The following is a 23,528-nucleotide window of genomic DNA, read 5'->3' on the forward strand; positions in this document are numbered from 1 at the left end:
ATGATTCCGTTAAACACGTTTTCAATAAATCTGCTCAATCAATGTATAAGCAACAGTCATTCGAAACATGGAATGGTTTGAACCTATTAGCTGTTGACGGTGTTGTGTGGCGAACAGCCGACACGCCTGATAATCGTAAAGCCTTCTCTTCAGGTAGCAACCAATACGGTGATACAGCCTTTCCTCAAATACGCATGGTCTGTCATATGGAATTGACCAGCCATCAACTTCTCAGTAGCGAGTTTGATAACTATAAAACCAACGAGATGAAATTAGCTGAGCGTTTAATTGAACGTACACCAGATAATTCACTGACTATGTTTGATAAAGGATATTATTCTTTAGGCCTGTTAAACCGTTGGCATCAAACTGGGGAGATGAGGCACTGGCTGATACCAGCAAGGCCCGACTTACAGTATGAAATCATCTCCAGCGCGGGTAAAAATGACCATATCATTGAATTGAAAACCACAAAGCATGCACAAAAAAACTTTCCCGATGTTCCTGAAACGATTAAAGCGAGATTAATCAGCAAAACAATAAAGGGCAAAAGCTACCGTATATTAACCTCGATGACGGATAGATTGCGTTATCCAGGTAATGAAATTGTTGAATTATATTGTCATCGTTGGGAGATAGAACTTGGGTTTAGAGAAATCAAACAAACCATGCTTGATAGCGCATACCATTTAAGAAGTAAGCGTCCAGACATGGTGCGTCAGGAGCTATGGGCCGTGTTACTCGTCAGTATCTATAATGAGCCCAGGGAACATTCCAATACACTGGCAGCACTTGCTCGATACACTGGTCTTATTTAAGCTTCCAGCTAGACGAGAGGATAGAAGATATCCCCGATGGGTTAAGCCAAAACCATCTAAGTATCCCCATAAAAAGAAAGATGCCAGTCAGCTTAACTGACTGGCATTAGCCAATCGGCTCCTTTTTTACTTAGCGAGAACGCTTATTAGGCTGAATTTTCACCTGTTTTATCATATTCTCTTTTACTTCGAGTACTTCAATAGGGTAGCCCGCAATACGTAGACTAATATTTGCATCGGGAATATCTTCCAAGTATTCAACAATTAAACCACTCAAAGTTTTTGGGCCGTCTAGTGGGAAATCCCAACCCATCTCTTTATTTAAATCGCGTACGTTAGCGCCGCCATCTACAATACAAGAGCCATCAGTTTGAGTTTCTACTTCTTCGCTTGGCGTACGAGTTTGTGTAGTTGTAAAATCGCCAACAACTTCTTCTAAAATATCTTCAAGCGTTACTAAACCTTGAATATCGCCATACTCGTCTACTACTAAGCCAATACGCTCTTTAGACTGCTGAAACTTTAACAGCTGAGTGTTAAGTGATGTTCCCTCTGGGATAAAGTAAATTTCGCGTACAGCACGCAGCAACGATGGTTTATCAAATTGCTCTTTTGTAAGTAGACGAAGTGCATCTCGAGAGTGAATAAAGCCTACTGCGTCATCTATATTGTCGCGATACAACAACACGCGAGTATGTTGTGCATGGGTAAGCTGGCGACTAATTAGTTTCCAATCATCATTAATATCAATAGCCACAATTTCGTTACGTGGGATCATGATATCTTCAACGGTTACTTGCTCTAAATCTAAAATTGAGGTCAGCATACTTTGATGGCGAGCAGGGATAAGTGCGCCTGACTCATTGAGCACTGTTTTTAATTCTTCTTTGCTCATGCTGTGCTCGTCGATTTGAGCGGCACTAATACCAAATAACCGCAATATCCCGTTGGTCATCCAGTTAACGATAACAACAAAAGGAAAAAGAATTTTTAGTAACCCTTTAAGTATTATTGAGCTTGGAAAAGCAACTTTTTCAGGATAGAGGGCAGCAAGAGTTTTAGGTGTTACTTCGGCAAATATAAGCACGACTAAAGTTAACACACCCGTAGCGATAGCAATACCAAGGTCACCGTAAAGGCGAATACCTATAATGGTAGCAACTTGAGCTGCAGCTATATTGACAAGATTATTGCCAATTAAGATTAGACCGATGAGCCTATCTGGACGGCTAAGTAATTTACTGACTCGTTTAGCTGCACGATGATCCTCTTTAGCGAGGTGTCGCAGGCGTATACGATTGATTGACATAATTCCGGTTTCTGAACCAGAAAAATAAGCAGAAAAAAGCACCAAAAAACCTAAAATGATAAATAGGGTACTTGTCGATATGTCGTCCAACGATGGATCCTTTTCTTATAAATCAATGCGTATTAAGCTAGAGTGAGCAAGCAGAGTCAAGTTAAAACTTATTTAGTATCACTTCTTGTATGAAACGGCTGCCAAAATATGCGAGTGTGAGGACAAATGCAGCGACCATGATCGTAATAACCACAGGTTTACCGCGCCAACCCTTTTTCATATGCCCGATGGCTACAATGGCAAAAATAGCCCACGCAACTAACGACAATATCGTTTTATGAATGAACTCTTTAGCAAACATCCCATCAAGAAATACAAACCCCGAGAGTAATGCGAACGTGAGTAATATGGTGCCTAAATTAAGGAGTTGGTAAAGCTGGCGCTCAACAACCATCAAAGGCGGAAGGTGACTATGCACAATTGCTAAATCTTTACGTTTTAAACGTTTATCAATAAAGTAGAACTGTACACCATATAAAGTAGCAATAATTAAAATACAGTAGGCCAATAGGGACAAGGAAATGTGTGTTACTAAGCCAACCTCAATATTAATGCTTTGCAGTAAAATATGATGAGGAATAAACAAACTGGCAATTGTAAGTAAAGCACCAAAACCATAAACAACGGGCAATAATAAAGTGGCAGGGAACTTTAGCGACACAGCTGTTACTGAAACTACAATAACCCAGCATGTTAAAAGGGAGACGTTTACAATACTTAAGTCTTGACCGTCGGATCTAAAAACAGAGTTAACTAACAGCAGCATATGCGCCACTATAGCAACCGTGCTCAATATGACGGTTACCTTTTGGCTAGGGCCTTGTTGATGAAACAGGCGTGAGAGCACGTGAGACGTTGCTAACACATAAAATAAACTGGCAATAATAGTTAAACTAATAATCAGCATTGTGCTTGGGCCACTTAATTTGAGACAAAATAATCCTTGTTGTTATATAGCCATTGTATTTTATAGCAAAGCAAATGCATAGACCTTAAAAAAAGAAACTCAACAAGGTGCACTTGAACACTGTATTGTAAGACGCCATATACGGTATACTACTTTTAATTGAAACTTAATAAGTCAATCCTGGTTAATTGAAAATCAAACTAACCGCAAAATTTTAATGGATTGATATAAACGTCTTATCGGAACCGTTACATGTTTGAGAACCTCCAAGAACGATTAGGTAAAACCTTAAAAAATATCAGTGGCCGTGGCCGTCTGACTGAAGACAACATAAAAGACACACTTCGCGAAGTGCGTATGGCATTTTTAGAAGCCGATGTGGCACTGCCTGTTGTTCGCGAGTTTGTAAAACAAGTTAAAGAACGTGCAGTTGGGGTTGAAGTTACAAAAAGCTTAAGCCCAGGCCAAGTATTTATAAAAATAGTGCGTGAAGAACTAGAAAAAGCAATGGGTGAGGCCAATGAAGAGCTAAGCCTAAATGCACAACCGCCAGCCGTTGTTATGGTAGCGGGTCTGCAAGGTGCGGGTAAAACCACCAGTGTAGCTAAGCTTGCTAAGTTTTTAAAAGAACGCAAAAAGAAATCAGTGCTTGTAGTAAGTGCCGATGTTTATCGCCCCGCTGCGATTAAACAGCTAGAAACGCTTGCTACAGAAGTTGACGTTGATTTCTTTCCAAGTGATATTTCGCAAAAGCCAGTGGATATTGCAAACGCTGCAATTTCTCATGCTAAAAAGAAATTTATAGATGTAGTACTTGTTGATACCGCAGGTCGTTTACATGTTGACAGCAACATGATGGACGAGATTAAAGATCTTCACAAAGCAATCAACCCAATTGAAACTTTATTCGTTGTTGATGCAATGACGGGTCAAGATGCGGCAAATACAGCTAAAGCATTTGACGAAGCCCTGCCACTAACCGGTGTAATATTAACAAAAACCGATGGTGATGCACGTGGTGGTGCTGCTTTATCTATTCGTCATATTACAGGCAAACCAATTAAATTTATGGGTGTGGGTGAGCGTACTGACGCACTCGAGCCTTTTCATCCAGACCGTATAGCGTCGCGTATTTTAGGTATGGGTGATGTACTTTCATTAATCGAAGAAGTCGAAATGAAAGTAGATAAAGAGCAAGCTGCCAAAGTTGCTGAAAAAGTATTTAAAGGTGCCGGTTTTACCCTTGACGACTTTGCTGATCAATTAAAGCAAATGAAAAACATGGGTGGCATGATGTCGATGCTTGATAAGCTCCCTGGTATGTCTAACTTACCAGATGCTGTTAAAGGCCAAATGGGTGACAAAACATTTATCCAAATGGAAGCTATTATTAGCTCAATGACTAAAAAAGAGCGCGCACGTCCAGAAATCATCAAAGGTTCACGTAAAAAACGCATAGCAGCTGGCTCTGGTACACAAGTACAAGAGATTAATAAGTTGCTTAAGCAGTTTACGCAAATGCAAAAAATGATGAAAAAGATGAAAGGTAAAGGCGGCATGACCAAAATGATGCGCGGTATGAAAGGCATGTTACCACCTGGGATGATGGGTGGCGGTGGTCCTAAGTTTTAAAAAATACTTTTGAGTTATTTTTTAAAATAATAGCGAATCATATTTAAAGGAGCAAATAGCTCCTTTTTTGTTGAATAAATTATGCATGTAATACACCTTTAACCCTAATTTGTCGTTGAGATCACGGTTTAACCTACTAAACTGTCTTTTTGCTTCACTTCTTACTTGCGTTATTGCCAAAAACTCGTACAATTCCCCAGCTCCCCATTCTGGGGAGTAAATCTTATTAATGAAAACAGTCAATCTTTATAGAGGACGGTATGGTAACTATTCGTTTGCAACGTGGTGGCGCTAAAAAACGCCCTTTCTATCAAATTGTGGTTGCGGATAGCCGTTTCTCGCGTGACGGTCGCTTCATCGAGAAAGTAGGCTTTTTTAACCCAATTGCTTCAGGTCAAGAAGAAAAAATTCGTTTAGATTTACCACGTGTTGAACACTGGGTAGGTCAGGGCGCATCTCTTTCAGATCGCGTAGCTAAGTTAGTAAAAGACGCTCGTAAAGCGGCTTAATAGGCGTAAGTGTAACCATGAGTCAAGAGAACACCTCATCAATAATTGTCGTAGGAAAGCTCGGTGCCCCATATGGTATAAAGGGCTGGCTTAAGGTACATTCATTTACTGATGATCCCGTAGGGATCTTCGATTTCAGCCCGTGGTTGATAGGGCAGCAAGGTAAATGGCAGTCCTTAGAAGTGGTCGACTGGCGTCGCCACAACAAAGGCTTTATCGCTAAATTTGCGCAGATAAACGACCGAGACGAAGCAATGGCTTATACCCATGCTGAAATCTCAATGGATGCAGCGCATTTACCAGAACTTCCGCAAGGTGAGTTCTATTGGCGAGATCTCATTGGCATGTCTGTTGTAACCGATAAAGGTTATAGCTTAGGCATTGTTGATGACCTTATGGAGACAGGGTCAAATGACGTACTAGTTGTGAAAGCAAATAGTAAAGACGCATTTGGTCAAGCTGAACGTTTGATTCCTTTTTTAACTGATTCAGTTATTAAAGAAGTTAAATACGACGCAAGAGAAATTACCGTAGATTGGGATCCAGGGTTTTAATGACGCAAACTAGTTCATTATGGGTAGGGGTGATAAGCCTTTTTCCAGACATGTTTGACGCTATTACAGACCAAGGTGTTACCGGTCGCGCAGTAAAAAATGGTTTAATTGATTTTAACTGTTGGAATCCGCGAGACTACGCTTTAGATAAGCATAGAACCGTAGATGACCGTCCTTACGGGGGCGGACCAGGTATGTTAATGATGGTTGAGCCATTAAAAAAAGCGATTGCCGAAGCTAAAAAAGCAGCTGGTGATGGCGCTAAAGTAATTTATATGTCCCCGCAAGGGCGCAAACTTGATCAGCAGGGCGCTAGCGAACTCGCTAACTCTAATAAACTGATTTTGATTGCCGGTCGCTATGAAGGTATAGATGAGAGAATAATAGAATCATATGTTGACGAAGAATGGTCAATTGGTGATTTTATTTTGAGTGGTGGTGAACTACCTGCCATGACATTAATTGACGCAGTAGCGCGATTAGTGCCAGGTGTGTTAGGTCATAACCAGTCAGCAGAACAAGATTCGTTTTCGGATGGCTTGTTAGATTGTCCACACTATACACGACCAGAAACATTGGACGACAAACAGGTTCCTGCTGTATTACTCAGTGGAAACCACCAAGAGATAGCAAAGTGGCGGCTTAAGCAGTCATTAGGTAGAACTTGGTTACGACGTCCTGGCTTGTTGCATAACCTAGCTCTGACTGAGGAGCAAGCGGTATTACTCGCAGAATTTCAGCAAGAGTACCAAAAAGCTTGTGGCTAGAAGACAGTTACACCTAGGAAAGTGAGAAACATAATGGCAAAAGTAAACCAAAATATTATTAAAGCGCTTGAAGATGAGCAGCTTAAAACAGACGTACCTGCATTTGGCCCTGGTGATACAGTGGTTGTACAGGTAAAAGTAAAAGAAGGTGCTAAAGAGCGTCTACAGGCCTTTGAAGGTGTTGTAATCGCTAAGCGTAATCGTGGTCTTCACTCAGCATTCACAGTTCGTAAAATTTCGAACGGTGAAGGTGTTGAGCGTGTATTCCAAACGCACAGCCCTCTTATTGATAGCGTAGCAGTTAAGCGTCGCGGTGCAGTTCGCCGTGCTAAGCTTTACTACCTACGTGAGCGTTCTGGTAAATCTGCACGTATTAGAGAAAAACTTAACTAATACGCGCTGTTTATCAACGCAAAAAAACGGGTTGCATCCTTCGGGTTGCAACCCGTTTTGGTTTTAAAATATTATTTTCTCAATTCTCAATTCTCAATTCTCAATTCTCAATTCTCAATTCTCAATTCTCAATTCTTATTTCCTTATTAGTAAAATTTAAGCTTTAGCCTTTTATCAGTTAGCTGATCCTGTTAGTATTTATCGTATTGATTAGTTTACTTTTATGTAAATTTATATTTACGTTATTTGTTTTTTAAGGTGGTATGAACGTGGCTGACATAAGTGATTTAGCACAGCTGAGAGAAGGTATAGATGAATGCGACGCACAACTTGTTGCCTTACTCGCTAAACGTAATGGTATTACGCAAAAAATTGGTGAGATAAAACAACAAACAGGCGCGCCTTTACATGCACCTAATCGTGAAGCAGAGCTATTAGCGGCAAGAAGACAAGAAGCAATAAATCAAAATGTAAGCCCCGATCTCGTTGAAGATATACTAAGACGTATGATGCGAGAAGCCTATCAAAACCAACAAGCAAAACTTGCATGTGCAGCGCCAGAACTTTCGCCAATTGTTATTGTAGGTGGCCAAGGTGCTATGGGGCAGCTATTTGCTCAGCAGTTTATTCGCTCAGGTTACGAAGTTAAAATCTTAGATAAAGATCAGCAAAACGATGCGCAAAATATTTTAAAAGGTGCCAAGCTAGTAATGATTAGCGTACCAATTAATGCATTGGACGCAGTAGTTGCTAAGTTACCTAAACTAGATGATGACTGTTTACTAGTTGATATTACATCGGTAAAGCAATCGCCTATTAAAGCACTAAAAGCTGCGCACAGTGGCCCTGTGGTTGGTTTGCATCCTATGTTTGGCCCTGACATATCACACTGGGTAAAACAAACAGTCGTTGTATGTGAAGGGCGAGAGCAACAAGCGGCAAAAGGCTTGTTACAGCAGTTACAAGTATGGGGTTGTCAGCTTGTTGAGCTTGATGCTAAAAAACACGACGAAGCAATGCAAATTATTCAGGTAATGCGCCATTTAACAACATTTGTGTACGGACAGTTTTTAGCAAAACAAAGTCATACACTAGAAGAGTTACGTAGTTGCTCGTCACCTATTTATCAATTAGAGCTGATGATGGTAGGGCGTTTATTTGCACAGTCGCCGGAGTTGTACTCAGATATTATGTTAGCGCAATTCGATGATGTAGAGAGCCTACTCGCACAGTACCAAGACACTTTTGCAAGTACATTGAAAAAATTAAAAGCAGGAGATAAAGCAGCGCTTATTGATTCTTTTGCGCAGGCAAAAGTTTACTTTTCTGACTCAACAGAGCACTTTTTAACACAAAGCCGAAGCTTATTAAATAAAGCGAATGATTCAAAAGTTTTAGACTAATACTTGTCACTTTTTACTAAAAAGGGCCGATATCGGCCCTTTTTAATTATGAAAGTGTGTATTAGGTATTAACGCTTACTGCCTGCAGTGATTCGCTTTGATAGCAGCCTAAAATACGCACATATTGGGTGTGTTCTTTAAGTTCTTCTAGCGCTTCTTTTACTTGGCTATCAGCTAAGTTTGCTTCAAGATCCACATAAAATACTTCTTCCCACGGATTGCCCGGAGTTGGGCGCGACTCAAGTTTTACTAAATTAATCTTATGCTGTTTAAAAATCATCAACGCATCGGCTAGTGAGCCCGCTTGCTGTTTTGTCGACATGATTAAACTAGTTTTAGTTGGAATTTGGTTAGACACTTGCAGAGGTTTACGCGCAACAACAATAAAGCGGCTATGGTTTTCGCTTTGATTAGCAAGATTTGATTTGATGACTTCAAGGCCGACATTTTTTCCTGCTTGTGCAGAGCCAATTGCAGCACTATTTGGTGTGTTTAGAGCTGATTGTAATGCGCTTGATGTAGAGTCACATGTTTCGTGTTGCAAATCACCTAAGCCCTGTAAAAAACGGCTGCACTGTGCAAATGGTTGTGGGTGTGCAAATACTTTTGTTAATTGGCTAAGTTCAGTATCTGGGTTTGCGAGTAAGCAATGCTCTACACTGTGGGTGACTTCTCCAACAATAGAGACTTGTGCGTGCTGTAATAAGTCAAATACTTCGTTGATGCTACCAGAGCTTGTGTTTTCAATCGGTAATAAACCAAAATCAGCTTGGCCATTTTCTACTTTACCTGTTATTTCGTCAAACGATGTACAGCCAATTTCAATTAATTTACCAGGGCGGCGACTAAAGTATTTATGACATGCAAGCTGGCTATAAGAACCTTGACCACCTAAGTAAGTTACACGGTGTGTTTCACTCAGTGCGTCTGGATTAAGGTTTTTTTGTAACATTGCTTGTTGGTGTAAAACTGAATCTTCCAAAATAGTTTGAAACACATTATTTACGTAGTAAGCATCTAAACCCAGTGACTTACCATAACCAATTAATTTTTCTAGAAGCGCGAGTTCACGTGCTTCATCGCGAATTGGCTTGTTGTTGGCGATTTTATATTCAACCACACCGTGGCTAATGCGACGGCGTTTAGCTAATAACACGAGTAGGTCGGAGTCTATTTCATTTATATCGTGTCTTAATGCATTTAATACATCATTTGTCATTTTGGTATCCTCATTCCAAAAGTAGGCTGTTATTACACAGCAAAAACAAAAAAGCCTCCCGGTTGGGAGGCTTTACTATTCGATTGATTTTATCTCACAAACAGGGAAGCCTCTTCTATATAAAGAAGCTAAAAAACGAAAAAAAAGTGCGAGAGATAAATATGTTCATACGGTTAATGTATGGAGAGTTGCCAACAATGTCAATAAAGATCTAAATAAGCTTAGGGTACTATTTATTTACCTTAGGTGGTTATTATAGAAACTTTACAAATAATTTATAAATATGAATGCGGATCTGGTATATTTCGTTAACTGGTTCAAATAATAACAATTATTAATAATTAAGGTTGACCCGTGGTTTACAGACGGCCTCCATCTCGTTTTGGATTGAATTCTTTAAGTGTAAAACTTTCACTGCTTATATCTGCTATTTGTTTAATAGCAGGGGTATGTGCGGCTGCCTTAATGCTTAAATCTGAAGAGAAACAACTTGTTTTTGAAGAACATGAGGTGTTAAAAAGCTCTACAGATTTATTAGTGAAGCAGTTTAATGAGCGTATTAAAACAAAAATAAATATTGCTCAGCAAGCTAATAACGTAGTGACAGAGCAGCTTTTTCAATCTAATTCACCAATTAATTTAGGTAATAAATCACAGTTACAGTTTAATAGCGATGGTACGATTCGAAGTGCCTCGGCTGACGGATTATCAGCAGCATTTTTACCACAGCAAAATTACTCACCTTTTTATAAACGCCTATTTAATGATTCTGAAATGTTATGGCGTATAATTTCTCCGACTTTGGTACACGACTTTTTTAACTTTTATTTAATTACCGATGACGATTTCATTCGTGTTTCTCCTCCAAACTGGGCATTAAATGCACCAGCCGAGTTTAGAGTTACGCAAGGTACAACGTATAAATATATTAAAAGTATGTTGGGGTCAGAGCGAGAGCCTGCATGGTCAAAAGTTTATTACGATACAGTATGGCGAAAGTGGGTTATTAGCTTATTAGTGCCGGTGTATGTTGATAACGAGTTTTTAGGTGTAACGGGAAGCGATATTTCCCTTAACAAACTTATTTCATTTTTACCTGTTGGCGATAAAGAAAAACACTTACTTGTATTTGATAGTAAAGGGCAATTGTTAGCCCATCCCAATCTAAACCCTGCATTATTAGCTGACTATGGTAGTGACAATAAAGCACTCGCTACTAACGAATTTGTAAACCCAGAACTGCAGTCAATTATTGACGATGCAATTGCGGTGAAGTTACCAGAATATGCCAATTCATTTGAACAAAATGATGAAGCTCACATTATTAATATCCGTAAAATTGATGATTTAGATTGGTACATAGGGGTTTATAAAAAACGTTCATCAACGTTATCTGCGTTACAAGATTTAAAACTGAAGTTTTTTGGACTCTTTATTTTATACGCAATATTAGTTGCCTTATTGCTGCATCAGGCGCTTTATCAACTAGTACTTCGCCGTTTACATACTTTAGTTTATGCAGTAACAAGCTTTGGTAAAGGTCAGCTAACAACAGAGTTTCCGCCAGAAAACAAAGATGAGATTGGTACCCTTAATGGCTCATTTAGAGACATGACGGTAGAAATCCGCAAGCTTATTGATGGTTTAAACCAAAGAATTACAGAAAAAGAAATTGCTGAAAAAGCAGCTAATCGTTTATCTAAAGCGGTCGCGTTCTCGGGCACCGGGGTTGTGATCACCGATGAAAATTTTGTCATTGAGTACGTAAACCCCAAAATGCTCGAAATGACAGGCTATCCAGAAAGCCATTTTAATAGAGCACCACTACTTAATATTATTGCCTCAGAAATGTCTATTTTAGTTGAAGATATAGACATAGATCTACGCAGCCGTAATTACTGGCGCGGGGACACATTAATAGCTGGTTTAAACAAAGAACCAATTTGGGTGTCTTTAAGTGTTTCGCCAATTCGTGAAGAGGGCGGTGAAATAACCAGTTATGTAGCATCAGCACAAGATATTTCGTTTGTAAAAGAAAGCCAGCGTAAAATGGAACAACTGGCTTACTTTGACACCCTTACGGGACTTGCCAACAGAACATTTTTTAGAATGCAATTGCGTAAATCAATGGCATTAGCAGAGCGCGGGCATTATGCATTTGCTTTGTTTTACTTTGATTTAGACGAATTTAAGCGTATTAACGACACATTAGGCCACGATGCTGGCGATCAATTATTAATTGAAGTGGCAAACAGACTTAAAAAACGTTTACGAGCCGAGGACACCATAGCGCGCTTAGGTGGTGATGAATTTGCAGTGTTGCTCAGTGGTATAGAAAGCCAAGCTCACGCGGCTGATGTTGCCAATACAATTCAAAAAACACTGAACGTGCCTATAAAACTAGGTAGCAATGAAGTTATTGTCAGTGCAAGTATTGGTATAACTATGGCTCCTTACGATAGCTTAGAGGAAGATCAGTTACTCAAACATGCTGATTTGGCAATGTATGAGGCAAAAGCAAAAGGACGTAATACCTTCCACTTTTATAGCCAAGAATTAAATGCGGCCGCAAATGAGCGTTTATTTATTGAAAATGAGTTACGTATAGGGCTCAAAGAAAAGCAATTTGTAGTTTACTACCAACCTCAAGTTGATAGCCGTACTCATCAGGTCGTTGGTTATGAAGCGTTATTAAGATGGTTCCACCCAACTGAAGGCGCAATCCCTCCAGATAAATTTATTCCTATTGCAGAAGCGACAGGCCTTATAGTTGAATTAGGTGAATGGGTGCTTCAAGAGTCTTGTGATTTTGCCGTAAGATTGGCAGAACAAGGTCTAGAAAATAATATATCGATAAACTTATCGGCCCGCCAGTTTAAAGACTCAAGCTTAGTTACAACACTGAGCAAAATGATAATTAAGTCGGGTGTTTCAGCAAAGCGCCTTCATTTAGAGCTGACCGAAAGCATGCTAATGGGTAATGTAGAGGCAGCCATTACACAATTGCACGAGCTTAAAGCATTAGGCATATCTATTTCTATTGATGACTTTGGTACAGGTTATTCGTCGCTCAGTTACTTAAAACGGTTCCCGGTTGATATATTGAAAATTGACCGTTCATTTGTAAAAGATATACCAGAGGATACAAATGATATGGAAATCACTGCAGCTATTATTGCCATGGCGCAAAAGTTAAAGCTAGACGTGGTCGCAGAAGGGGTTGAGACAATAGAGCAGATGCAGTTTTTACAAAATAATAATTGCTTCATTGTGCAAGGCTATTATTTTAGTAAGCCAATTGCTGAGCACGAACTCCCGAATTTGTATGAAAGGTTAAATGAACTCGCAAATAGCGAAGTAACTAGTTAATAAAATTGCGGGTTAACCACCCGCAATTTTAACTTTAAATTTTAACGCTTCTAAAATGCCTTTTAGTTTATCCCGGTCATCACCTTGTACTTCAATAATGCCTTCTTTTACTGCGCCGCCTTGGCCCATTTTGCTTTTTATAGTTTTAGCTAACTTTTTTAAATCGTGATCTTTTGGATCAATGCCAACAACTAGCATTACGCCTTTGCCTTTACGCCCTTTTGTTTGACGCTCAATGCGAATAAAACCATCTTTAAAAAGTTTAGCGTGCAACTCTTTTTCTGGTTTCGGCTGGTCAATGCGACCCGTACTGGTTGAATATACTAAGTGACTATCACTCATACCTTACCTTTGTGGATAAAAATGAATTAAATGCTGGTGTAAATGATAGCAAATTTGAAGTTGTGTGTTTTTCTTTTTGCTAAATACTTTTAACAGGTTATATTTAGTTCAAAGGAAATATTATTGGAGTTTACTATGAGTTTAACTAAGAATGAATCAGTCGATGGCACTACATTAACAATACAAATTAAAGGTAAGTTTGATTTTAATTTAGTGCAATCTTTTCGCCAAGCTTATGCTCAAATGAGCGAAAAAACAGTAAAGGTTATTATCGATTTAAGAGAGACTGATTATATGGATAGTTCAGCACTTGGCATGTTACTTAACATGAAAAAAACCATTGATAGCCAAGTAAAAACCATCGAAATAAGTAATTGCCAGCCTCAGCTTAGAAAAATCCTACAAATTTCACGTTTTGATAAAAAGTTTGATATTAGCTAATGATACATGTGTTGATTGTTGACGATCAGGCGCTCAATCGCATTTTACTAAGTAAAATGCTTGAGCAGGAAGGCTACAAAATTTCAGTGGCTTACAATGGGCTAGATGCACTTAATGTACTTAAAAGAGAGCAAATAGACATTGTATTACTCGATGTTTTAATGCCCGTAATGGATGGTTTTGAAGCCGCTGAAAAAATAAAGCAGCAGTATAGTGAAGTTTACTTACCGATTATTTTTATAACCTCCTTAGACGATCAAGCAAGTTTTGAGCGGTGCCTCGAAGTCGGTGGTGATGACTTTATTCATAAACCATTTGAAAAAGTTATTTTGCACGCAAAAATTAAAGCACATAGCCGCACCAGAGAGCTGAGTAAAAAATCAAATCAACAAAAAAAGCTGCTTGAATATCATCACAATCAAATTGAACGTGAACACGAAATAATTGAGCATATTTTTAATAACTCATTAGAGAATCAGGGTAAGTTTAAAGAATACCTCGATTTTAATTTATCGCCGGCGTCTATGTTTAACGGCGATATGTTTTTAGTGGCGCAAAGTCCAATAGGCAATCTGTATTGCATGTTGGGAGACTTTACAGGGCACGGCTTAGCGGCAGCTATTGGTGCATTACCTATCTCTCGTGTTTTTTATACTATGGTACAAAAAGGCATGGCGATTAATGACATTGCCTGTGAGCTAAATACATTGCTTTACAACCTTCTACCTGGACACATGTTTTGTGCTGCAACCATTATAGAGCTTAGTGCATCCGGTAAAAGTATTTCTGCATGGATGGGCGGCCTGCCAGATGCGTACCTAATAGATAAAGACGGTAATGTAAAACAAACATTAGAGTCGCAACATATGGCGCTGGGGATTTTAGACGATCAAGAATTTGAGTATGAAGTTATTCACTTTGAAACAAATAGTAATACACGCCTAGTATTAGCAACCGACGGTATTATAGAAACAGCAAACAAAGAAGATACATTTTTTGGGGAAGAGCGTTTTTTACAAACCTTAAAAAGTAAATCGATGATTAGTAGCGAAGATATAGTGGCTGACGTTACTAAGTTTGCTGATGGCACTAAACAGCAAGATGATTTAAGCATTGTTTTACTAAACTGCCTGCCTTTAGTTCCTGAGGAGCAAGAGCGAGAAGCATTCTCTACTTTAGCGTTTAATTTATCTTTGAGTTTAAACTCAGAACAAATAAAAAAAACAGACCCCGTTTACGACGTTGTTAATATTTTAAGCAGTGTTGGGGGGCTAAACGCCCATCGTTCTAATATATTTTTACTGTTGTCTGAGGCTTATAACAATGCGCTTGATCATGGTGTACTAGGGCTTAACTCAGAGATTAAAAAACAAGAAGACGGCTTTTTTCGATATTACGAATTAAGAGAGGCAGCTCTTGCTAAACTTACAGATGCGATGATTATTATTGATATGCGCTATTGCCCCGACACGCTCAGTTTGTATTTCATTATTTGTGATTCAGGCCGAGGGTTTAGTAGTAAGCACGATGAGTTGGCAAAGGTTAATAATGAATTTGGTAGAGGGGTGTCTTTACTAGAAGAAATAGCCGAAAAGGTAACTTATAACGCCAGCGGTAACCAAGTTGAAATGTGCTACAAGTTGAGCTAGCTCTGCAAAAATATCCATGCTATTATTCTCGAAACTTTAGATGTATGGATGGCCAAATGATTTCTTCTTACCTAAAACAAGCACAACTAAGTGCTAATCCAGCTTTGATTTCAACAGAGCTTGAAAAGCTTGAGCTACATTTAGCAAACACAGCTTTGCCTGATGTATGTTGGGAGTATCAAATACCTGAGCTTGGCGAGGGCGGTGCGTGTAGTTTATTTGGTTACCTACAAGATGAGCCATTCAAATTAACTGACTATCTTAAAAATGATGAGCAAACACAGTTCAATCTAGCTAATTTACAAAGTATTGTGAGCTACATTGAGCAACAAACAAGTGTTGATTGGTATGGTATTTATCAATCAACTAATACTAGTGAAGGTAAACAACTATTAAAGTTGGCTTATCATGGTGCGCCTAGTCGTCCGTTGTTCCCTTTAACGCAAGCATTTGCGGCAGGTAGTAATAACGTACAGGTTGCGCTGTCTCACAAGGGCCGTATTATTAATAACGTTGAAGAGTACTTATCACAAGGTGGTGAATACTACACATGCGATCCTAAAGTTAAATCAGAAACCTGCTTACCTTTATTTAATACACAAAATGAATGTGTTGGTATTGTAGATGCTGAAGCCTTTAAAAATGATTTTTTTGATGAAAAGACGCTTGCCGTTTTAATTGCATGTTGTATTAAAATTCCTCACTTTCTAGTGTAAATAACGCTAGTCAACATGATGTGCTTTTATGTTAAGCTTAGCTTAACAGCTAACCCCTAAATAACGATAAGAGATAGCCAATGTTCTCAGTATTAAAACCATTACCAACAGATCCTATTCTTGGCCTTATGGCGGCCTATAAACAAGATACAAACCCTAATAAAATTGATTTAGGTGTAGGTGTCTACAAAGATGAGCAAGGCAATACACCGGTTCTTAAAGCGGTTAAAAAAGCTGAAGCGTTTCGTCTTGAAAACGAAATGAGCAAATCTTACATTGGTTTAGCGGGTAATTTAGATTACTGCCAAAAAATGGAGCAGTTACTACTAGGCGAACATCAAGCATTGCTAGCAAATCGCGTGCGTACCGCGCAAGCGCCAGGTGGTACGGGTGCACTTCGCGTTGCAGCTGAATTTATTAAGCGTTGCAATGCAGATGCAACAGTATGGGTAACTAATCCAACATGGGCTAACCATATTAGCTTGTTTGAAGCTGCAGGCTTAACAGTAAAAGAATACCCGTATTACGATTACGAAAATAAAGACTTACTGTTTGATGAAATGATCAACACACTTAAACAAGTGCCTAAAGGTGATGTGGTTTTAGTGCATGCATGTTGTCATAACCCAAGCGGTATGGACTTAAACGAAACACAGTGGAACACAGTTGCTGAACTTGCAAAAGAAGTTGGCTTTACACCACTTGTTGATATTGCATACCAAGGCTTTGGTGCTTCACTTGAAGAAGATGCACGTGGCTTACGTATTTTAGCTGATGCAGTAGAAGAGCTAATTATTTGTTCTTCATGTTCTAAAAACTTTGGCTTATACCGCGAGCGTATTGGTGCATGTTCACTAATTGCAAAAGATAGCGCAACAGCAGATATTTCAAACTCTGTAATGCTAAGCGTTGTACGTAGTATTTACTCAATGCCGCCAGCGCATGGTGCTGATATTGTTAATACTATTTTAAGCAGTACAGAGCTTACACAATTATGGCACTCTGAGCTTGATGAAATGCGTAGCCGCATAAATGGCTTACGTAGTTTAATTAAGGAAAGCTTAGCAACTAAAGATATTGCGCAAGACTTCTCATTTATTGAACGCCAAAACGGTATGTTTTCTTTCTTAGGTATTAATAAAGAGCAAATTGCTCGCCTACAAAAAGAATATGGTATTTATATTGTTGGTTCTAGCCGTGTAAATGTTGCAGGTGTTAGCCAGTCAAATATTGAATACTTTTCAAATGCTGTAGCTGACGTTTGTAAATAAACGCAGTTAATATAAAAAAACCGCACATCTAATGATGTGCGGTTTTTTATTATCTAAATTAAAACAAAAAGCTTTAACCGATAGCAGGAATAAGCCCCGCCATTTGCATAAACTGCGCAGCAATAATCGTTATGCCACATATAGCTGCTATACCAAGCCCAACATTCCCACTTTTAACTTGGTAGCCTGTTTTATTTGATGTCGTACGCTGTTTATAAACCATTGCTACAGGCAAAAATATTGCCAGTACAACAAGTGCTATTGCTGCGTAACCTAAGGCCATAATAAAGCCTTGAGGATAAAACAATGCAAAGCCAAGTGGCGGAATAAACGTAATCAAGGCCGTTTTAATTCGGTCCGTTTTATTGTCGCCTTTTTTAAATGTATCAGCAAAAAAATCAAATAACCCTAAACTCACCCCTAAAAATGATGTCGCAAGTGCTAAATCAGCAAATAACTTAACGGCCGTTGCCACACTTGGGTTATGCGCAATACTTGCCACGCTAGATACAAACCCATTAAGACCTTGGCTGTTGAGTAAATCAGCTTGGCTCATAATACCTTGGCTAAGTAGTTGCCAAAAAATATAAATAACTAAAGGTAGGGCGGCTCCAGCAATCATTACTTTGCGCAGTACTTTTATTTCAACACCAACATATTTAACAATAGAGGGGATAGAGCCATGAAAGCCAAACGAAGTAAATATAACCGGTATAGCTGAAAGGATTAACCCTTGCTCTACAGGCATTTCTAATAAATGCTTACCTTGTACATAAGGGGTTAGCATGTAAAACAAACTAGCTAATACAATAATTTTTATTGTAAATAACACTCTATTTAGTTTATCTACCTTGCTAGTGCCTAGCGTTACTACACTTGCAATAATAACAGCAAGAATCACAGAGCCAAACTGTGGGACTATATCTACATCAAAGCCTATATTTATACGCGCTTGAAGTTGTGCACCACCACCTGCAATATAAGCAGCGCATAAAGCGTAAAATAAAAAAACCATCGAAAAATTCGCGATGTATTGTCCGCGTTTTCCAAGCCATAATTTAGCCAACGTATTTAACGTTGCATCGCGTGGTGCATATTGATGTAGCTCTAGCATGAGTAGTGCGGTGTAGGTCATTAGTAACCAGCTAGCAATTATTAATGCAAGCGCAGTACTAAACCCAAGCCCGGCAGATGCTATTGGCAATGCCAACATACCTGCACCAATAGTTGTGCCTGCAACAATTAACATGCTTCCAGTTGTTTTATTTTTAAGCACTTAATTACCTTAATTATTATTAATATACATGCACGATATAACTAGTTACTCAAATCTCAAATAGTTTTGTAATAAAAGAGCGGTATTAAAATGTAACTTACAATTTACAACTGTATTTATTAAGGACTTGTATGCATTTAAAAGTATTAAAATAGGGTGGTGAGGGTATAATTTTATGTACGTTGGATTGCGTTATAAAACGCTAAGGATTGGCATGTGCCGGTAAAAGTATCGTATTTTTTTATGGTTCTCATTTGGTCTACTACACCTCTGGGGATTGTGTGGAGCAGTGAAACACTATCGCCAACGCTTGCTGTATTAATGCGTATGCTGGTGGGGTTGTTTTTAGGTGGTTTAATTGTTGCCATAACAAACATTAGAGTACCTTGGAGCAAAAATGCGTGCTTACTTTATTTTTATTCAAGTATAGGTATTTTTGGCGGTATGTTGTTGAGCTATATGGCAGCTAAAACAGTCCCTTCGGGTATTATTTCGCTTATGTTTGGCCTTGCACCTATTTTGTCGGGTTTGCTTGCTCAGCAGTTATTAAATGAACCTAAATTTAGCCCGATTAAATTAGTGGCGTTAGCGTGCGCCTTAATCGGCTTATATTTTGTTAGTTATAACCAAGTACAAAACTCGCAAACTCAAGGGCTTGGGTTACTTTATGTGTTTATGGCTGTTTGCTTTTTTAGTTTAAGTGGTGTGATGATTAAGCGCGTACAAATTGCGATTCACCCTATGGCAACAACATTTGGTGCCTTAGTTTTTGTAACCCCACTCTTTTTTATTGCTTGGTGGTTATTAGATGGTCAGTTGCATATACAGAACTGGAGTGCAAAATCATTGTGGGCAATTGGTTATTTAGGTGTGTTTGGATCTTTAGTTGGGGCTTTGGCGTATTTTCATGTACTGCAAAATCTAAATGCGAGTACGGTATCACTTACTACGCTCATAACTCCTAGCTTTGCGTTAGGCTTAGGAGCTTGGCTAAACAATGAGCCATTAAGCCAAGAGCTAATCATTGGTGCGGTTATTATTTTAATTAGTCTGGGCCTGTTTATCTTTCAGGATTAAGGTTTGTTCAACCTAGGGGCGATTTAATCGCGGCGCGAGGTTTGTAACCTAGTGGGCTAAGTAAAAACCGAGCAACAAAGAGTAAATTTCCCCTAGGCAGAACCCTTCGGGCAGCGCATGTTTGGCATTAATGCTACGTTATCGCCTATTTATGGGGAATAACCACACTACATAGGCTCTGCCTTGCCTAAATACCAAACGTACTGCTGCAAATTTAATCTCGAAAGACAAACAGGCCCTAAGTTTTTTTCAATTTGGTGATAAGTTTTTAAAGCTAAAGAAAGTAAACACAATTAGTTTTACTACATTTTCTCTATTTGAATAATTAAACGACGGTTTTTGTCTCGGCCTAAAATGTTATCGTTATTATCAACAAAGCGTTTTTCGCCTAAGCCGGTGGTTTGCACTTTTGCTTCATCGACACCCAAGCTCACCATATAATCTTTTATAGTTTTGGCGCGCTTGCGCGATAAATCTAAGTTATTCCAGCGGCCGCCATAGCTATCAGTGTATGAGTCAATACTAATGGACTCTATGCTTGCATCATTTTTTAAATACTCAGCAATTTTATCAAGGCGTTGTTGCGACGATTTAGTTAATTTACTGCTGTTAGATTGATAGTTCATTACAGTAAACGAAATATCTTCAAAGCTGTAAGGGAGTAGCTCATCACGGCATTGTAAAAAAGCCCAGTAAGCTTGTTTAAAGTTTACACTCGATATACCAACGGCAATTTTATCGGCACTGTTTTGCCAGTCTTGATAATAAAAAGTAGGGTAGTAGCCTTTTTCAAGCTCGCTAAGCATCTCCCATGCGGTTTTATTACCCAGCTCACCATCAAACTTTTTAAGTAATTTCATATTTGCAATATCACGGGCCGGTAAGCCTGCTCGCCAAGACGGTGGCACGGCTTTTAAACCAGCAATTGCGTAATTATCTGGGCGTACAACCATATCTAAATTAAACGTTAAGTTTTTATTTTTACTTGCTGAAGCTTTAAAAATAGCTTCCCCATAATAAGGAACTTCATGATTTAATTGGCATTGTAAGCGCGTTGTTTTAACGACTTCCCAGTTGGAGTTGTCTTGGGTTGCTGAGTATTGGCGCATAGCAGCTTGCGAGTGAGTACTGTAAAGCACTGCACTTATACTAAGGCTAATAAATAACAACTTATACTTCATGGTGCTCTCCAGCTATCCGGGAATGCCAATAATTTGGCAAATTAACGACTGCAATGATTAGTTTGTTCTCTACGTAACTAACTTATAAGTTAAAGCAAGTTATGTGCCTACAATTTTAAAGCAATAAATACTTAAATCCCCTAGCCTAGGGGGCATCAATTTTGACATAATAGTCAGCTTACACGTATAAACAAAGAAGACTATGGCAAATACTGAGCAAACACCTTTCGCAAAACGCTTTCGTGGATTTTTTCCTGTTGTTATTGATGTTGAAACTGCAGGTTTTAACAAAGAAACAGATGCCTTGTTAGAAATAGCAGCTTCTGTTTTAAAAATGGATGACGAAGGACTGCTCAGCATAGATCATACTGTTCATTTTCATGTTCAGCCATTCGAAGGCGCTAATATTGAACAAGCAGCCATCGACTTTAACGGTATAGACCCGTTTTCACCATTACGTGGCGCAGTACCTGAAGACGAAGTAATTAAAGAAATATGTAAAGTAGTACGCAAAGCGCAAAAGGCCGCAGGGTGCCAACGCTCAGTTATTGTGGCGCATAATGCCGCATTCGATCATGGCTTTTTAAATGCAGCAATAGAGCGTAATAACATTAAGCGTACGCCATTTCATCCGTTCGTAAGCTTTGATACAACATCTTTAGCGGGTTTAGCGTTAGGGCAGACTGTATTAGCAAAAGCATGTAGAGCGGCAGGTATCGAGTTTGATAACAGCCAAGCACACTCAGCGCTTTACGACACAGAACGTACAGCTGAGCTTTATTGCTTAATAGTAAATCGCTGGCAGCAATTAGGTGGTTGGCCATTAGCGCCAACTGATGATTGCGACGCAAATGGCGAAGTTGAAACTGAGACACAAAATAACGAAGAAACTAAAACGTCTGAGTAATTTTACCCTCAGTTAGCTTAACTAGGTGGGGCGGGTAAATACGCGAAAATTGTTTAGAATCTTTCGCTATTTTAAGCTCCACACCAGGGTGCATTAATTCATTTACTTTTAAACGACTACTGGCAAGTAATTGCACTATTTTTTGCTTAATAAGTAGTTTTTGACGATGAATATGTGCAGAGCGTATTTTTATATGCTTTTCATTTTCAGTTATCTTATTCATGAATTGCTGGCGCTGAGCAGCCCCCGCAATTTTACTCGCTTTTTCACGAGCCTGTTGTAAAGCGGTTACTTTAGTCGCAAGTACTTTTTCAAAATCGGTTATTTGTGTTTGCTTTTGGCGAAGCTCAAACCAGAGTTGCGCTAAAAATACGCGCGTTTTAGTACCAGCTGGCGCGCCCAGCTCACCTGTTTCAATGCGCATAGCATCTAAAATATTACCGCCAATAATTTTACCTCGCGGATCATTTGCTTTGCCTACACGTATTAATCGCCTAGCGCTTAAATCACAATGTAGAGCTTGGCGTTCAATAAATAAATCTTGTTCTGATTTAATATTGCAGTACTGAGCATAACCAATAGAAATAGTTCGTTGAGCGGTTATAGAGCATGTAAATGCTTCCTCGCCTTCACGTTTTCTACCAATTGCGCCAAGCATAATGGTTACCGCACTTTTACTTTCAACAGCTCCTGATTCTACAAAACCCAGTACCGTAATATCACCATTGGCTTTTACACGCATGCCGTCTTTAATATCGCCAGTAATAATTACGCTACCATCAAAATCAACGTGGCCTGTACTTACATCTACGTTATCAAAGCACAAAACGTCATCTACACGCATACCACGGGGTAGGGCAACGGGCACACCTTTGCAGTCGGCAATAAGCATATTAGGGTTATTAGGATCTACTTTTGTACCTTCGAAAGGCTGGAGTTGGTGATCTGTACCTGGTTTTGCACTAATTGAATCGCCAAATACCGTATAACCATCTTCTCCAGGGGTAGCGGCAATACGCTGCATTAAGGGAGTACCAGGTTTTACGGTGATAATAGCGCCAAGGTTTTTCATATCAACCTTACCGCCTTCTTTAGCTTGTGGGCTAAGCACACGGTCTTGGGCTGTTGAGCATAAACGCACAAATTTAGCATCGCTGCCTTTTTTAGGATTACGCCCATGTGCAATTATGGCGCTATAAGAGCTTCCTGCTGGTTTTTCAAACTGCTGGCCTAAAAAGGTATCAAGCGCGCGTGGGCTTATTCCTTTTTTAACACCTGCATTAGCAAGCGCTTTTTGCGCACCTTCCATAGACAAAAGCGCACCACCTTTAGCGGTAGTTAATGTTGCTTCTGCGACCATGTTTTTTTCATCAATATTAATGACAAGCGACGCATCTACCGCTTTAGCAACGACAAGTGATACTTCCTGATAGTTTTTAGTTGGCGCAAAAAGCTTTCCAATATTGGCAATGACAGCTTCGTACTCACTAAACTCAGATTGTTCGAGCATTTGCGTTAACTGAGTACTTGTAACAGGAAAGCCACTATCAATAGGGTGACTAACTAAAGAGACAAACCCTGTATTTTGATCAAATGAAAAAACCGACATTTATTAATTCCCTACTCTATGCCTGTTATTATTTTTGTTTTTTACAACTAAAGGTTTAGAAATGACAAAAACCTTAACTCCTTATTTGAACACAGGTTAAACACATTGTTAAGCAAATGTTTATATGG

At 39.1% G+C, this 23,528-nt stretch carries 21 protein-coding genes and 1 other annotated feature; of the genes, 14 read left to right on the forward strand and 7 right to left on the reverse strand.

All coding sequences use genetic code 11. The features are described from left to right. Positions 1-818 (forward strand): IS4 family transposase (locus QT16_RS15505; RefSeq protein WP_200886973.1); only part of this gene is annotated, 818 nt, incomplete at its 5' end. Positions 819-948: 130 nt separating this feature from the next. Here the strand turns inward: QT16_RS15505 and QT16_RS15510 are convergent. Further along, a complete protein-coding gene (locus QT16_RS15510) occupies positions 949-2,217 on the reverse strand; it encodes an HlyC/CorC family transporter (RefSeq protein WP_002962198.1) in 1,269 nt (422 codons plus the stop codon). A gap of 61 nt (positions 2,218-2,278) precedes the next feature. Then, entirely contained in the window at positions 2,279-3,085 is an 807-nt protein-coding gene (locus tag QT16_RS15515) for a cytochrome C assembly family protein (RefSeq protein ID WP_002962197.1), read from the reverse strand. A 252-nt stretch (positions 3,086-3,337) separates the two neighbouring features. On the opposite strand from QT16_RS15515, the gene ffh reads away from it, so the two are divergent. The 6 genes from ffh (at position 3,338) to tyrA (ending at position 8,343) form a co-directional block, all read left to right on the forward strand. After that, entirely contained in the window at positions 3,338-4,717 is a 1,380-nt protein-coding gene (ffh, locus tag QT16_RS15520) for a signal recognition particle protein (protein WP_002962194.1), read from the forward strand. Positions 4,718-4,977: 260 nt separating this feature from the next. Next, positions 4,978-5,226 carry a 30S ribosomal protein S16 gene (gene rpsP / locus QT16_RS15525; RefSeq protein WP_002962192.1) on the forward strand — a complete coding sequence of 83 codons (249 nt, stop codon included), beginning with the start codon at positions 4,978-4,980 and terminating at the stop codon, positions 5,224-5,226. A 17-nt stretch (positions 5,227-5,243) separates the two neighbouring features. Next, positions 5,244-5,780 carry a ribosome maturation factor RimM gene (gene rimM / locus QT16_RS15530; RefSeq protein WP_024596584.1) on the forward strand — a complete coding sequence of 179 codons (537 nt, stop codon included), beginning with the start codon at positions 5,244-5,246 and terminating at the stop codon, positions 5,778-5,780. Next, positions 5,780-6,547 (forward strand): tRNA (guanosine(37)-N1)-methyltransferase TrmD, encoded by a 768-nt coding sequence (gene trmD / locus QT16_RS15535; protein WP_039489197.1) that lies wholly within the window; start codon positions 5,780-5,782, stop codon positions 6,545-6,547. Before rimM ends, trmD begins: the two co-directional genes overlap by 1 nt. Before the next feature lie 33 nt (positions 6,548-6,580). Next, positions 6,581-6,940, forward strand: coding sequence for a 50S ribosomal protein L19 (gene rplS, locus QT16_RS15540; protein WP_002962189.1), 360 nt, complete (start codon positions 6,581-6,583; stop codon positions 6,938-6,940). A gap of 269 nt (positions 6,941-7,209) precedes the next feature. Then, the gene (gene tyrA, locus QT16_RS15545) at positions 7,210-8,343 is read left to right on the forward strand and encodes a bifunctional chorismate mutase/prephenate dehydrogenase (protein ID WP_039489447.1); all 1,134 of its coding nucleotides are present in this window, start codon (positions 7,210-7,212) and stop codon (positions 8,341-8,343) included. Positions 8,344-8,404: 61 nt separating this feature from the next. Here the strand turns inward: tyrA and QT16_RS15550 are convergent, their stop codons facing one another. Continuing rightward, positions 8,405-9,562, reverse strand: coding sequence for a chorismate mutase (locus tag QT16_RS15550; RefSeq protein ID WP_002962945.1), 1,158 nt, complete (start codon positions 9,560-9,562; stop codon positions 8,405-8,407). Positions 9,563-9,606: 44 nt separating this feature from the next. Beyond that, positions 9,607-9,724: a sequence feature (Phe leader region), on the reverse strand. Positions 9,725-9,916: 192 nt separating this feature from the next. Here QT16_RS15550 and QT16_RS15555 point away from each other — a divergent pair. Next, entirely contained in the window at positions 9,917-12,931 is a 3,015-nt protein-coding gene (locus QT16_RS15555; RefSeq protein ID WP_039489199.1) for a bifunctional diguanylate cyclase/phosphodiesterase, read from the forward strand. 12 nt (positions 12,932-12,943) lie between these two features. On the opposite strand, the gene QT16_RS15560 is transcribed toward QT16_RS15555, so the two are convergent. Next, positions 12,944-13,273 carry an SUI1 family translation initiation factor gene (locus tag QT16_RS15560; protein WP_002962947.1) on the reverse strand — a complete coding sequence of 110 codons (330 nt, stop codon included), beginning with the start codon at positions 13,271-13,273 and terminating at the stop codon, positions 12,944-12,946. A gap of 135 nt (positions 13,274-13,408) precedes the next feature. On the opposite strand from QT16_RS15560, the gene QT16_RS15565 reads away from it, so the two are divergent. From QT16_RS15565 to QT16_RS15580, 4 genes are all read left to right on the forward strand, one after another. Then, a complete protein-coding gene (locus tag QT16_RS15565; RefSeq protein ID WP_002962948.1) occupies positions 13,409-13,714 on the forward strand; it encodes an STAS domain-containing protein in 306 nt (101 codons plus the stop codon). After that, positions 13,714-15,363, forward strand: coding sequence for a SpoIIE family protein phosphatase (locus QT16_RS15570; RefSeq protein WP_002962949.1), 1,650 nt, complete (start codon positions 13,714-13,716; stop codon positions 15,361-15,363). Before QT16_RS15565 ends, QT16_RS15570 begins: the two co-directional genes overlap by 1 nt. A 56-nt stretch (positions 15,364-15,419) precedes the next feature. Beyond that, positions 15,420-16,079: a GAF domain-containing protein gene (locus QT16_RS15575; RefSeq protein WP_039489449.1), complete on the forward strand. Its 660-nt coding sequence runs from the start codon at positions 15,420-15,422 to the stop codon at positions 16,077-16,079. 80 nt (positions 16,080-16,159) lie between these two features. After that, positions 16,160-17,350, forward strand: coding sequence for an amino acid aminotransferase (locus QT16_RS15580; RefSeq protein WP_002962951.1), 1,191 nt, complete (start codon positions 16,160-16,162; stop codon positions 17,348-17,350). Positions 17,351-17,423: 73 nt separating this feature from the next. Here the strand turns inward: QT16_RS15580 and QT16_RS15585 are convergent, their stop codons facing one another. Beyond that, positions 17,424-18,626 (reverse strand): aromatic amino acid transport family protein, encoded by a 1,203-nt coding sequence (locus QT16_RS15585; RefSeq protein WP_082007325.1) that lies wholly within the window; start codon positions 18,624-18,626, stop codon positions 17,424-17,426. Between the two features lie 216 nt (positions 18,627-18,842). On the opposite strand from QT16_RS15585, the gene QT16_RS15590 reads away from it, so the two are divergent. Beyond that, positions 18,843-19,703, forward strand: coding sequence for a DMT family transporter (locus tag QT16_RS15590; RefSeq protein ID WP_039489202.1), 861 nt, complete (start codon positions 18,843-18,845; stop codon positions 19,701-19,703). Between the two features lie 302 nt (positions 19,704-20,005). Here QT16_RS15590 and QT16_RS15595 read toward each other — a convergent pair whose 3' ends face one another. Then, a complete protein-coding gene (locus tag QT16_RS15595) occupies positions 20,006-20,884 on the reverse strand; it encodes a flagellar protein MotY (protein WP_039489204.1) in 879 nt (292 codons plus the stop codon). 202 nt (positions 20,885-21,086) lie between these two features. On the opposite strand from QT16_RS15595, the gene rnt reads away from it, so the two are divergent. Next, positions 21,087-21,791: a ribonuclease T gene (rnt, locus tag QT16_RS15600; protein WP_002961267.1), complete on the forward strand. Its 705-nt coding sequence runs from the start codon at positions 21,087-21,089 to the stop codon at positions 21,789-21,791. On the opposite strand, the gene QT16_RS15605 is transcribed toward rnt, so the two are convergent. Beyond that, positions 21,775-23,400 carry a flagellar assembly protein A gene (locus QT16_RS15605; RefSeq protein WP_039489206.1) on the reverse strand — a complete coding sequence of 542 codons (1,626 nt, stop codon included), beginning with the start codon at positions 23,398-23,400 and terminating at the stop codon, positions 21,775-21,777. The two genes, rnt and QT16_RS15605, sit on opposite strands and share 17 nt — an antisense overlap. Between the last annotated feature and the right edge of the window lie 128 nt (positions 23,401-23,528).

The sequence above is a fragment of the Pseudoalteromonas distincta genome, assembly GCF_000814675.1.
Lineage (GTDB): Bacteria > Pseudomonadota > Gammaproteobacteria > Enterobacterales > Alteromonadaceae > Pseudoalteromonas > Pseudoalteromonas distincta.

Bases quoted from the DNA above. Each gene is read 5' to 3' on its own strand.
- rimM (WP_024596584.1), top strand. From the start codon at position 5,244: ATGAGTCAAGAGAACACCTCATCAATAATTGTCGTAGGAAAGCTCGGT.
- trmD (WP_039489197.1), top strand. From the start codon at position 5,780: ATGACGCAAACTAGTTCATTATGGGTAGGGGTGATAAGCCTTTTTCCA.
- QT16_RS15565 (WP_002962948.1), top strand. From the start codon at position 13,409: ATGAGTTTAACTAAGAATGAATCAGTCGATGGCACTACATTAACAATA.
- QT16_RS15580 (WP_002962951.1), top strand. From the start codon at position 16,160: ATGTTCTCAGTATTAAAACCATTACCAACAGATCCTATTCTTGGCCTT.
- QT16_RS15575 (WP_039489449.1), top strand. From the start codon at position 15,420: ATGATTTCTTCTTACCTAAAACAAGCACAACTAAGTGCTAATCCAGCT.
- QT16_RS15560 (WP_002962947.1), bottom strand. From the start codon at position 13,273: ATGAGTGATAGTCACTTAGTATATTCAACCAGTACGGGTCGCATTGAC.
- rplS (WP_002962189.1), top strand. From the start codon at position 6,581: ATGGCAAAAGTAAACCAAAATATTATTAAAGCGCTTGAAGATGAGCAG.
- QT16_RS15570 (WP_002962949.1), top strand. From the start codon at position 13,714: ATGATACATGTGTTGATTGTTGACGATCAGGCGCTCAATCGCATTTTA.
- rnt (WP_002961267.1), top strand. From the start codon at position 21,087: ATGGCAAATACTGAGCAAACACCTTTCGCAAAACGCTTTCGTGGATTT.
- rpsP (WP_002962192.1), top strand. From the start codon at position 4,978: ATGGTAACTATTCGTTTGCAACGTGGTGGCGCTAAAAAACGCCCTTTC.
- QT16_RS15515 (WP_002962197.1), bottom strand. From the start codon at position 3,085: ATGCTGATTATTAGTTTAACTATTATTGCCAGTTTATTTTATGTGTTA.
- QT16_RS15550 (WP_002962945.1), bottom strand. From the start codon at position 9,562: ATGACAAATGATGTATTAAATGCATTAAGACACGATATAAATGAAATA.
- ffh (WP_002962194.1), top strand. From the start codon at position 3,338: ATGTTTGAGAACCTCCAAGAACGATTAGGTAAAACCTTAAAAAATATC.
- QT16_RS15605 (WP_039489206.1), bottom strand. From the start codon at position 23,400: ATGTCGGTTTTTTCATTTGATCAAAATACAGGGTTTGTCTCTTTAGTT.
- QT16_RS15595 (WP_039489204.1), bottom strand. From the start codon at position 20,884: ATGAAGTATAAGTTGTTATTTATTAGCCTTAGTATAAGTGCAGTGCTT.